General features: G+C 34.1%; 5 protein-coding genes. 2 read left to right on the forward strand and 3 right to left on the reverse strand.

Features of this window, described 5'->3' with window-relative positions; genetic code table 11:
* Window positions 1–477: 477 nt before the first annotated feature.
* On the reverse strand, window positions 478–2,835 hold the full coding sequence (locus GQR59_RS08730) for a bifunctional diguanylate cyclase/phosphodiesterase (protein WP_160061685.1): 2,358 nt from the start codon (window positions 2,833–2,835) through the stop codon (window positions 478–480).
* Between the two features lie 1,148 nt (window positions 2,836–3,983).
* On the opposite strand from GQR59_RS08730, the gene GQR59_RS08735 reads away from it, so the two are divergent.
* Window positions 3,984–5,714, forward strand: a complete 1,731-nt coding sequence (locus GQR59_RS08735) for a bifunctional protein-serine/threonine kinase/phosphatase (protein WP_160061687.1) — start codon at window positions 3,984–3,986, stop codon at window positions 5,712–5,714.
* Window positions 5,715–6,125: 411 nt separating this feature from the next.
* Here GQR59_RS08735 and GQR59_RS08740 read toward each other — a convergent pair whose 3' ends face one another.
* Window positions 6,126–7,613 carry an MATE family efflux transporter gene (locus GQR59_RS08740; protein WP_160061689.1) on the reverse strand — a complete coding sequence of 496 codons (1,488 nt, stop codon included), beginning with the start codon at window positions 7,611–7,613 and terminating at the stop codon, window positions 6,126–6,128.
* Between the two features lie 383 nt (window positions 7,614–7,996).
* Window positions 7,997–9,583 (reverse strand): polysaccharide lyase family 7 protein, encoded by a 1,587-nt coding sequence (locus GQR59_RS08745; RefSeq protein WP_160061691.1) that lies wholly within the window; start codon window positions 9,581–9,583, stop codon window positions 7,997–7,999.
* A 784-nt stretch (window positions 9,584–10,367) separates the two neighbouring features.
* On the opposite strand from GQR59_RS08745, the gene acnA reads away from it, so the two are divergent.
* Window positions 10,368–13,106 carry an aconitate hydratase AcnA gene (gene acnA, locus GQR59_RS08750; RefSeq protein WP_160061693.1) on the forward strand — a complete coding sequence of 913 codons (2,739 nt, stop codon included), beginning with the start codon at window positions 10,368–10,370 and terminating at the stop codon, window positions 13,104–13,106.
* The last annotated feature ends 473 nt before the right edge of the window (window positions 13,107–13,579 follow it).

Below are 13,579 nucleotides of genomic sequence, written 5' to 3' on the forward strand. Positions count from 1 at the left end.
ACCCGCCCTATTGATTCTTTATTTAACAGTAACGTCTGCTAACCCACACAACTTCTCAGCATCAATTCCATGGTTTATACGATCAAATATCTACGTAATACTCCGGTACTTATACCAATTATATTAAATAAAAGATCTCACTTTTGAGCATAAAAATGACTTATACCAATGGAATTAAATAAGTGTTCAGAGATTGCGCAGGAAAAATTAACACCAATAAGGCGTGAGTTGTAGGAGATAGTTGTTCTCACTTCAAAACTCACAACGCAGTTAGGGGTGATTTTATCCAGCAAGAATGATCACCTTATTAATTCTTTTGGTATTATTACTTCGATAATTGCTTTGAACGACACCAAACTAACGATGCTGTAGGGTATCAAAACTTAACATTTTGATATTTAATAGTAATATGCTTTCATTATTAAGAGCTGAGCTTATTCATAATAATACGTTTTATACTGCACGTTATTTAACTGATTAAGTAAACTTCGGTGGATCTAATAACCACGGAGTCAACTCTCTAGCAGATTTTGGTCTGCTTATGAAATAGCCTTGTGCAAATTCACAATTGTACTGCGCTAACCATAATAATGAGAACTCATCCTCAATGCCTTCTGCAACAACTTTAAGTCCCATGTTATGTGCTAAATCAATAGTAGATCGAACAATAATTTGATCATCAAGATCATGCTCAAGGCGTTGAATAAATGATTTATCTATTTTTAACTCATGGACAGGTAGTTGTTTAAGTTGTGCTAATGAAGAGTAGCCTGTTCCATAATCATCAATCGAGATTCTAAAACCGTAGTCTTTAAATTTACCTAATAACTTAATAGCAGATTTAGGATCGTCTACCACAGAGCTTTCTGTTACTTCAAGTGTTATTTGTTGTGGTTTAATGTTTTGAATCGTCATCATTTTACAAACAAACTCATAAAAATCAGACTCTTTTAAATTCTCAGCAGAAATATTAACAGAAATATTAATATCAAGACCTAACTTATTCCATTCTGTACATTGCATTAACGCCGCAACAAATACCCAACGAGTAAGACCTTCTATCTGCCCTGTTTTCTCTGCAATCGGTATAAAGCTATCAGGTGGAATCATACCAAGTGTTGGGTGTGTCCAACGTACTAATGCTTCTACATGCGTTACTTTTAATGAATATAAACATAACTTCGGTTGGAAATGGAGTTCAAATTGGTTACAAGGTATCGCTTGTCTTAAATCATTAATCAAGTTTAATCGTTCAACTGAATTAATGTCTAAATTAGGTTGATAGACTTGAATCAGACTACCGTTGTTTCGAGTATGATGTAATGCAGTATCTGCCATTTGCACTAATCGAGTAACATCTGAAGTATGTTCTGGATAGAGGGCAATCCCCATTCTCACTTGGAGTTGAAGGCTAATCCCTTGAAAACAAAATACATCCTCTAACTCTTTATTAACTTGAGCACTAACCTCATTAATTTCCATTGAATCTAATATCAAAATAAATTCATCTGCTCCTAAATGTACTAGTAATTGTACATGTTGATGCTCTGATATAGTTTGCAAACGAATAGCGAGTGTTTGAATAACTAAGTCACCGACGTCATACCCTAATGTTGCATTAACATCTTTTAAACGACTTAAGTTTAAATGAACCATCATAAAGTGATCATCTTTTAATGCAGACAACACTTCATTGAGTCTATGCCGATTAGGTAAATCGGTCAGGAGATCGTGATTAGCAAGACGAATAATAGCTTCCTCTCGTTGTGATAAGGCTAATTGCATATGATTAAACTCTTTAGCAAGTTGCCCTATTTCATTCTTATCTGTGAACTTAATTTTTTGTTCAAAATGTCCCGCCGCAATCTCTTTTGCATGAACAACTAACCGATTTATTGGTTTACTAATAGAAGCTGCAATCAAATAAGCACCAGATAACGAAGCAAACAATGTTAATGCTGCTAATAATAAAAGTTTTAACCACTGCTCTTCTATTAACAAGACAATATTTTCTCGCAAACTATACATATAAACACCAAACTCTCTATTTTTAAATTGAGAGATGACGGTATAAGTCGCGATATATTGCTCTGGTGTAATATTTTGGTTCACTGATTTAGCTAACGTCAACTTCTGATCATTTGACATTTTAAGGTTTTGTTTTGAAGAGGCACTAAGGAAAAACTCTCCGTCTTCTTTTAAAATAAAATCTGTTTGTAAGTGAGTAATGCTTTTAAATTCATTAGCTAAATCTTGATTTATTTCAAAACCAAAAATAAGCCAACCAATGTTTTTTGAGCTTACATTAATTGGTGAAATACTAACCTGATAAAGTACACCATCAATAATATATATTTGCGATTGCTGTTTAGTTGTCAGCCATTCTTGATAACGAAAATAACTTCCTAATTCATCTCCATGATGTATTTGATTTATATTTTCATCTTCACCATTTGTATGTGACACCCCTGAATGAGTAAAACGTCGTTGTAATTGTCCTGTAATAAATCCATCTAAAGAAATAGCCATTGCCAAGTCTGTATTGATACGTTCTCTATGATTATTCAAAGAGATCAATAAATTTCGCATATCGTTATTATTAAATATTTTTTTTTCACCGTGATCTTTTGCAGCAATTTCAGTAAATGCAGATAAGTATTCTAATCGGCGTTCAAATAATTCAGTAAAAATAGTCATTCCCGTCGTTAAACGGTTATTAATTTCAGCGTCTTCTTGATTTTTATTGGCGTCATATAGAGTCCAGAAAGCAATCCCTTGTACCATTAATAATATAGAAACAAATAACAAAAATATTTTGTTCTTTAGGCTCTTCATTATGTATTTATTTCCGTATATTTATGTAGCGTAAACAGCTAAATATAAAAAACATTTTTATATTTCTATTTCTGCTTTCTCAATTTATTTCAACGTGAAAATTAATATAAATTGTTATTATTTCATACCAGTGTATGAATGAAAAAATGCCTCAATAAGCCTATACAACAACTTATAAAATGCTCTATTATTTTTAAAAACGTCTATGGGTAAATTACATTATAAAGAGCAACAGATTCTGCCTATATAAATTCAATTTTTTAAAGTTATTTTGCTTAAATGAAAGCACCTAATTATAGGTAACACATTCAGGTTATGACTTAAGTTAGATTTAAATAATTTATTTAAAAATATTTACCTTAAAATACATAAGCTTGGTCAAATAGTATTATTAATCATGTTCTTAATTAATTTTAAATCTATATTCAGTGAAGTAAAATAGAAGTCTGTTTTAGTCTATACTAATTAATTAACAATCAATAGAGGCCAACATGTGACCATTGTCATATTGGTTATAAACCCAACTTATAATTTATAAATATTTGATATTTAATCCAATTGTAAAATTTAGAGACTTTAAAAAATAATTCTCATTCATTTAACACACCCAAATGAAAATAATTATCAGTAACACATGATTAATCATACTCTCCAGTCAATAACACTGTTATTTGTCATACGAATTAACATTAATTTTTCATCTAAAAAACTGGTTTTATGCTCTTTAAAGGTGCATATAACTATTGATTAAATTTAAGAATATAAATATATAAAATTAAATTAAATATTATCAATAAGATAGAAATCACATGGATATTGGAATACTTGTTGCAATAATATTTGATATTAATGGCAAATTATGACTTTTTAATAAAAATGGATTTTTAATTGGATTACTTTACCTTTGAAACTGAAATAGTTAATGCCAACTTAATTATGAAACCAAAATTTTAATGAAGTGATTATTTTTGATGTAAATTTACTTTTTAACAACTTACTTTTTAACAATTTATTTTTTAACAATTTACTTTTTAACATAGTTATCTATTTTGATGATCTTATCATTTGGCACAATATAGCAATGCAATTTAATAGAATACTAACCTTATCTTTGCATTAATATTACGACTTTCCATAGGGTATAAATGATGTCTACACAATTACAAGTTTCGGTTGGTGAATATTCAGATAAAGGTCTTAAAACTATCAATCAAGATGCTAATGGCTTTTATATTCCACAGGAACCTATGTTAACGAGTAAAGGTATTGCTATTGCAATTTCTGATGGCATCAGCAGCAGTGATGTCAGTCAGTTAGCAAGTGAAGCAAGTGTTAAATCATTCCTAGAAGACTATTTCTGCACTTCAGAAACTTGGTCAGTAAAGAAATCAGCACAACAAGTCTTAGTCGCTAATAACTCATGGTTATTTTCGCAAAGTCAGAAAAGTAATTATCGCTACGATAAAAATAAGGGGTATGTTTGTACTTTTAGCGCACTCATTATTAAATCCACTACAGCCCATTTATTTCATATTGGTGATTCACGTATTTATTTAATACGTAATAGTAAACTCGAGCTATTAACTGAAGACCATCGTCATTGGATATCTAAAGACCAGCATTATCTAACAAGAGCGATGGGAATGAGTCCTTTCGTTGAACTTGATTACAGTACCGTCAATCTTAAGATTGGAGATGTTTTTATTTTAGCTACCGATGGAATATATGAACACAATACTGAAGAATTTATTATTGAAACGGTTAATAATTACAAAAATGATCTCAATAAAGCTTGTGAAATAATTGCAGAAAATGCACTAAAACAAGATAGTGATGATAATCTAACATTACAAATAATCGATATCGTTAATTTACCGAATAAAACATCCGATGAAGTTTATGCTCAACTTACAGAGCTTCCATTTCCTCCCCTTTTACAAGCCCGTATGCAATTCGACGGTTATGAAATTATCGATACATTACATGATAGTTCTCGAAGCCACATCTATTTAGCGATAGATAATGAAAGCAAACAGAAAGTGGTTCTGAAAACCCCCTCAACAGATTTATCATCTGACCCAGCTTATTTAGAACGTTTTTTAATGGAAGAATGGATAGCGCGAAGAATAAACAATGCACATGTATTAAAACCATGTTTACAAACACGTGAACGTCATTTTATTTACGTCACTACCGAATTTATTGAAGGTCAAACCCTCACGCAATGGATGATTGACAACCCTAAACCCGATTTAGAAACTGTCAGGGGGATTATTGAACAAGTAGCTAAAGGTCTGCTAGCATTTCATCGACAAGAAATGATTCATCAAGACTTAAGACCTGAAAATATTATGATCGAAAACAATGGATTAGTGAAAATAATTGATTTTGGTTCCACTAAAGTGGCTGGATTGATGGAAATAAACTCCCCATTAACACATCAAGATAACTTAGGTACTGCGCAATATACTGCACCAGAATATTTTCTGGGGGAATTAGCAGCTAGTAATGCTGATATATTTTCATTAGGCGTGATCACTTATCAAATGCTAACTGGAAAATTACCGTTTGGTACTGAAATCGCTAGAGCTAAAACTAAATCAGCACAAAAGCGTTTGCAATATCGTTCGGTTCTAGACGATGAGCGTGAAATTCCAGCATGGATTGATGATACTCTTTGGAAATCACTTAACCCGAATCCTCAACATCGCTACCATGAATTATCCGAGTTCTTATATGATTTACGTAATCCCAGTAAGGATTTTTTAAATAATATTCGCCCTCCTCTATTAGATCGAGATCCGTTGTTATTTTGGAAAGGATTATCCTCTGGATTAGGCATTATTATTATTATGCTCTTATTATTTCAATCCAAGTAATAAATAGCTTACTCGAGATTAAACATCAATCATCAAGTTATACCGATTACATTAAAAGTAAGTGCTCTAAATTTAGTGCAGGACAAAGACTTAGTTTAAGGCATAAGTTGGACCTTTGGGCGGTTAACTAAAACAGTTTAATACTTTAACCTTTACGAAACTTATAGCGATAAATAAGTTATTTTAATACGTAAAATAACTTATTTAATTAGTGATTGATGGTAAGTTTTTTTGATTATATAAAGAATGAATTAATGTACTACACAAGCGAAAAGAAATTATTAAGCTACTTTTAACTTGTGTGTTGAATCATGACAATATTTAAATATGAATTAATAGTGTGTATTACTGTGTTTTCTAAAATAATCCCTATAAAAAATAGTCCCTATAAATAATTTAATTGTTAAGAAACTAGGTTTTATTGTTTTTGCTTTCACTCTTATCGTCTTTGTACAGCTGCTCAGCTAAGCTTTCTTCACTATCTGCACACATATAAATACGACTAGAGCAAAAAGGTGTTAACGGTAAAGCGGAAGTTAGATTCAGATCATCTTCACTGTCATTATTAACTTGCTCATTCATTCCTAACTTATTAAGAATTCGTTGTGCCCAAAACCATGAAATCAACCCAAATAATATAGCGCCTACCGCTTGGCCAGCAACCACGCCTAAAGCACCAAACCACAGACCACCAAAATAAACAAAAGGAATAGTGCCGATCGTTGCTTTACCTATATTCATGACGGTAGAAGTACTCGGATATCCTAAATTGTTAAAGGTGCCGTTAGCAATGAACATCACACCGTTAAATATAAAGACAATACACAGCCAAGTGCAGTAAAAATCAATCATTTCAGCGGCATCACCCTCGGCTCCAAAAGCACTAATAATATGGTTTTTAAACAGGCCAATAATTACTGCTATCACCACTACATAAGCGGCAGTGAATTGTAGTGCTCGTTTATTAGTCAGGCGCACGCGGTCGTATAATAACGCCCCAAAATTTTGTCCAATAATAGGGCCAACTGCACCAGAAATAGCAAAGATCATACCAAAAGCAACTGGCAATAAACGCCCTATGACAGCCCAACCGGCAACATAGCTATCTCCAAATGATGCAATCATCATAGTCACATAAGCATTGCCTAAAGGAGTCGCGATATTGGTGCTCATTGCAGGGATAGCTACGTTAAATATTTCTTTTTGATCTGCAAGCCACTGACTATAATTAAATTTCCCCATTAATTTATGAATATGTGTAACACCATATAACGCTACCCAAGCAACGGCAAACCGAGAAATAACAGAAGCAATAGCAGCACCATGTAAACCTAAGCCAAAAGCAAATATAAACAGTGGGTCTAATACCGCATTCACTCCGCCACCCGCCAATGTTGAGTACATAGCAAGTTTAGCATCGCCAACGGAACGTAAAGCTGCACCGGCACTCATTGCCACACATAAAATAGGTAAAGACGGTAATAGAATACGTAAATAACTAACCGCTAAATCATGTGTTTCACCTTGAGCACCAATTAAACTAACCAATTCAGGTGCAAAATACCAAGTCAAACCTGCAATGATAACGCCAACAATAAAACCAGAAACTAAAATATTAATGACTAAACGCCGGGCTTTTTCTCTATCTTGTTGCCCTATTGCCCTTGAAACTAAAGCGGTCATCGAAATCGATAAACCAATACTGATAGATGTGGTAAAGAAAGCAATCGTACCCGCATAACCAACCGCCGCAGCGAGTTCTGTTTCACCGAGAAGGCTAATAAAAAAGAGATCAGCCAAATCTACAATAAATAGCGCTGTTAAACCAATCGCATTGGTAGATGACATAACAATAATATGATTAAAAATATTACCGCTAACAAATTTTCCTTTCACCATAAGCTAAATTCCAAATACAAAACAAGAGAGTATGAAAATCAAAAGGCTCAATAATAATACCAATCACAATAAATAGCTTATCTATTTTACTTGTTAAAACAGCCCACTTCCTCGTTATAAATTTCGTAAAGGGAACAGCCATTTACGTCAATTTACGCCTTGAATTGTACTGTTTTTCCAGCGCAAAATTTAGATAACATATTTAATGTAATCGGTATAAAACGATATTGGATTGAGCTATTCGTGACTAAACAATAGATAAATTATATAAAAATAAAGTTAAAGCAGATGAGTATAGTGGATATCAAACAAGGTGACGAGGCTAGAAATGAAAAAAGCCAGCAAGATGCTGGCTTAAACAATGTTAAAAAATTAACTAACTATTATTTTTTGTATTCATCATGTGATGTTTTAATTTTGTAGAAAGTAGCTTGTACAAAATCTTCTGGGTCACCTGTGTTGTTTTGGTTGTATGCACCCACTTTAAAGTACATGTAACGACCACCTTGGTCATAACCACTTTTACTCATATCAACAACTTGAACTGCATCATCTTTTCCATCACGTTTTACTGTAACAGTCATGGTGTTGCCTTCAACTTTAATTTGGTATGAGAATACTTCACCTAACGCAATACCATCATCAACTTCACCACTTAAATCGCCTACTAAACTAAAGTAGTTATCTGAACCTTCAAGTGTATTTTCATGTGCAAAGTAAACTGAACCTGTATCTCTGTTTGGTAATTTACGGTAGTAAAGGCGGATTGGCTCATCATCTTGATCATGGATTTGACCGATAATGAAACGACCTACTTGGCCTAACTCACCTGTAGAAGTTGTACTATCTACTTTCATTGTTACATCTAACGTACCGTCTACACCACCAGCTGCTTTAAGATCTGCTTCTGGCGCACTACCAAATACCCAGTTGTTTTTGTTAACCCCTTTAGTAGAGATAGACTTATCTCCTCGGCGTAACATTTCACGCATTTCAGTACGTGTGTATTTAGTGTTTTTAGAGGTACGAGTTCCTTTAATGAATGTTTTAATCACTAAACCGCCATCATCACCCGTATAAAATAGTTCAGGTTGTTCGTAACCTTGGTTTAAGTACCATTCATCTACATTATCAGGCTTACCATTTTTATCGTGATCAAATGGTTGTGATAAATACCATGTTGTTAAGTCAAAGTTCTCACCTGGTTTATTACCTGCTAATGGCACTGCTGGAATTGTTGGAGATTTTAGTGGCACATCCCACCACGTTTTTTTACTACAATCAGAAACGGCTGAATCACATTTTAAAGGAACATGCGTACCGAAGTCTCCTAAGCGCAATGCTTTCATTTTAGCTTTTTCTTTTGCTTTTTTCGCTTTTGCTGCTTTATCTAGTATTTTATTTTCTGCTGCATTAGCTGCAATAACGTCATCAGTAATAAATTCATTTGGAAGACAAGTATTAACTGCACAATTTACTGCATAAAACTCAGTAACACTATTCCACATATTTTTAGTATTACCATGCCCTACGTATTTAACGTAACGCGCTTTAACAGCTGTAAATGGGAAGCGTTCGATTGATGTTACCTTACCAGACGAATTCATACCCTCAAGAACAGTTGTCCATGTATTGCCATCTTCACTAACTAAGATATCAAATTTACTAGAACGTTGGTGTCCTTTAGAAAATGCAATACGCACTGCATCAAATTCAGCAACTTGACCGTAATCTAAAGTAGCGTAAGCATTATCACCACTTGCTGACCAACGCGTTGAAATGTCACCATCGATTAAACGATCTGGGCCATTTCCGTCATGAACACTAGATTCTGTAGCAACAACGGTTAGTGCCGTTTGAGTACCTGCTAAGTTAATTGGACCTGTTGGCGCATCTGCTGTAGTAGCACAACCTGATAATGCAACAGCAATAGAAGTACTTAAAAATAAACTTAATTTTCCGTGTTTCATTGGAACCCTTATTTATATTATTTAATGATGTAACAAATACAATTTCAACCTGTATAAAATGATTTTTTATATCCGCCAAATCTGCAAATGATGTTCTTTATTTCTTGCTTATTAGACTACATTAAGTTTTTCTAGTAAGTATTGAAGATTGTCAGAAAGTCTAAACTAGATCGCAGTTTGGACATAAAATTGGCAAGAAGTTAGATCTACTGAAAGTTTAATTAAAAAACCTCATGCCTATATAATAGGCACTCTAGCGTTTTAATAAAGAATTAAACATCAACTAGAGAACAAAAATATCCCCCATCACTAAATAATTTAATTGATTAAAAACAACGTTTAGAATATTTAAAATGTAAAAATATAGATCATGATTTGATACTTGATAATTGGGGGTTTTAAAATCTGATTAAGGAGAGCCGATAAAAAACACTCGCTTTCATTTGTGCTTCCATTTGTATTATAAAAATGCAACGAAAATATTTATTTCATACATTTTTAAATCCATTTTATGAATATTCCCTTTATATTGAATTCAACATCACTCACTTTTTATTGATAGATCTAGTTCATTGATAACTTTATTGTCGATGCGATATCGATTAGCTAATTAGATAACAAATACCAGTCTGTTTATCGTTCTTTTTTTTATGTTAGATGACCTGAATTTATAATAATTTAACCCTGTTTTATCACTTCTCCTTAATTTTTTAGTTGAATATGTTAATGTATATTTACTGAACTTAGCGTTATTCATAAATGTATTTTTAATGGAGAACTTCTAATGAACAAGTCGATACAATCTTTACAAGAACTTGAAATTAATGGTGAAACTTGCCACTACTATAGCTTCCAAGGGTTATCTGACAAATATGACCTTTCCCGATTACCCTTCGCCGCAAAAATCCTACTAGAAAACCTATTACGACATGCCGATAGAGATTTCGTACAACAACAAGATATCGACATTTTAGCCAAATGGGATGTAGATAATTGGCAAGATACAGAAATCGCCTTTGTCCCCTCTCGTGTAATCTTACAAGATTTTACAGGTGTGCCCGCCGTTGTTGATTTAGCAGCTATGCGTGATGCCATTGTAAAAATGGGTGGACAAGCTGACAAGATTAACCCCTTAAATCCAGTAGAACTGGTGATTGACCACTCTGTCATGGTAGATGTCTTTGGACAAGCTGATGCAATGCAGCAAAATACGGCCATTGAGTTTCAACGTAATAATGAACGTTATCAATTTCTACGTTGGGGACAACAAAGTTTTTATAATTTTAAAGTAGTACCTCCCGGTCGAGGCATCGTACACCAAGTTAATTTGGAGTACTTAGCAAGAGTTGTTTTTAACAAAGCAGAACAAGATAATTTACTTTATCCAGACACCTTAGTAGGTACTGATTCACATACCACCATGATCAATGGTTTAGGCGTTTTAGGTTGGGGTGTCGGCGGTATAGAAGCCGAAGCGGCTATGTTAGGTCAACCCGTTACCATGTTACTACCTGAAATTGTTGGTTTCGAATTAATTGGACAGTTACCCGCAGGTACAACAGCTACAGATTTAGTATTGACCATCACGGAACAATTGCGTGCAGCAGGTGTTGTAGGGAAATTTGTAGAATTCTTTGGTGAAGGAGTGAATCAGCTGACTTTAGCTGATCGCGCAACCATTGCTAATATGGCACCTGAATATGGTGCAACCTGTGGTATTTTCCCTATTGATCATCAAACTATTGATTACTTAAAATTAACTGGTCGCGATGACCAACATATCGACCAGATTAAAGTTTATTTAAAAGCAATGGACATGTGGGGAACAGAATCTCAACAAAATGCTATCTATCATCACCGCTTATCGCTAAAACTTGATGATGTAGTCCCTTCTATCGCAGGACCTAAGCGACCACAGGATAGAATTTCATTAGATACAGCAGGAGCTGCTTACCGTGACTGGTTAGATTTGCAAAGTAACGTTAAACAGATAAATTATAGTCAAGATAAAAATAGTTTTGAAAGTGAAGGAGGCCAATCTTCGACGTTATTACCCGCAGACAATGGAGATGCCGGCGTTCCTTGCCACTATGACGGTGAAGATTTTGTATTAAAGCATGGTTCAGTCGTTATTGCTGCGATTACCAGTTGTACCAACACTTCTAACCCATCTGTATTAATTGCCGCAGGATTATTAGCAAGAAATGCAAGACAGCGAGGATTAAATGTTAAACCTTGGGTTAAAACGAGTTTTGCGCCTGGTTCACAAGTGGTTACTGATTATTTACTTAAATCTGGATTAAATGAAGACTTGGACGCGCTTGGGTTTCAATTAGTGGGGTACGGTTGTACTACTTGTATCGGTAATTCAGGTCCTTTACCTACTGAAATCAGCAAAGCCATCCACCAGGGAGATTTATCTGTCACCTCGGTTTTATCGGGTAATCGCAATTTCGAAGGACGTATTCATCCAGAGGTACAAGCCAACTATCTCGCTTCACCTCCTTTAGTCGTTGCCTATGCATTAGCTGGTAATATGAAAATAGACCTTGTCAAAGAATCACTAGGTGACGACGCCTCAGGTAATCCTGTTTATTTGCATGATATATGGCCAGATAACCAAGAAATTAAACAATTTATCGAAAACTCTATCGACAGTTCAATGTTTACTAAACGTTATTCAGATGTTTATAGCGGCAATAAAGACTGGCAAGCATTAGACGTGATACAAAGTAAAAAATATAATTGGCCAGATTCTACTTACGTTAAATTACCGCCCTTTTTTGATGATATTAGTTCACAAATCCCCAAAATTAATGACATTAACAATGCTCGTTGTTTATTAAAGTTAGGTGATAGTGTGACGACTGACCATATATCGCCTGCAGGTTCAATTGCACTAGATAGCCCTGCTGCTGAGTACTTACAGAGTGCAGGTGTTTCTGCAAAAGATTTTAACTCTTATGGTTCTAGACGTGGCAACCATGAGGTCATGATGCGTGGTACTTTCGCCAATGTACGTTTGCGCAATTTATTAGCGCCCGGTACAGAAGGTTGTTGGACACGAATGATGCCATCGGGCGAAAAAATGAGTGTATTTGATGCGGCTATGCAATATAAGCAACAAAACATACCTTCAATTGTCTTAGCGGGTAAAGAATATGGAACAGGAAGTTCGCGGGATTGGGCTGCTAAAGGGCCTGCACTATTAGGTGTTAAAGCAGTCATTGCACAAAGTTATGAACGAATTCATCGTTCTAACTTAGTGGGTATGGGAATCTTGCCTTTACAATTTATAGGTGACGATAGTATTGATTCATTAAACCTAACCGGTGAAGAGCAATTCAGTATTCCAGCGGTAAGCGCAGGACAAAAAACGGTAACGGTATCGGTTGTTGATAAAGATAATAATAAACAATCTTTTGAAGTCAAAATTAGAATCGATACTCCCAATGAGTTTAGTTATTACCAAAATGGAGGAATACTGCATTATGTGTTACGTAATTTAGCAACGGAAAAATAAGATTTTAGGCTTCTAAATTATTTTTGGCGTTGTATCTTTTCTAGATCCATATATAGAATAGATCTTTTGATGTTTTAATACTTGTGAATAAACACAGATCATACTGTTGGTCTGTGTTTTTCCTTACCATTTTTACTACTATTTTCAGTATAGATACCTTTTTATAGTCATTTGAATTTTTATAGTTATTTGAGTTTTTATAGTTATTTGAATTTTTATTTATTGGTTTCAACCATTCATTCAATGTTCGACCATTTGAATTTATCAACTCGTTTTACAATGTCTATTTCAACGACCCAGTAATCTGAAAATACGAGCCCTAACATTAATACCAATTACATTAAATAAGTTATTTTAACCAGTAAAATAGTTCAGGTGGTTAGTGTGATTAGTATAAATACATCCACCAGCCAATATCATAAAAATCACAATGATTGTCACAATACCTATGCCCATAAAAAATCCCCCCTATA

The organism is Psychromonas sp. L1A2, from assembly GCF_009828855.1.
Classification (GTDB): domain Bacteria; phylum Pseudomonadota; class Gammaproteobacteria; order Enterobacterales; family Psychromonadaceae; genus Psychromonas.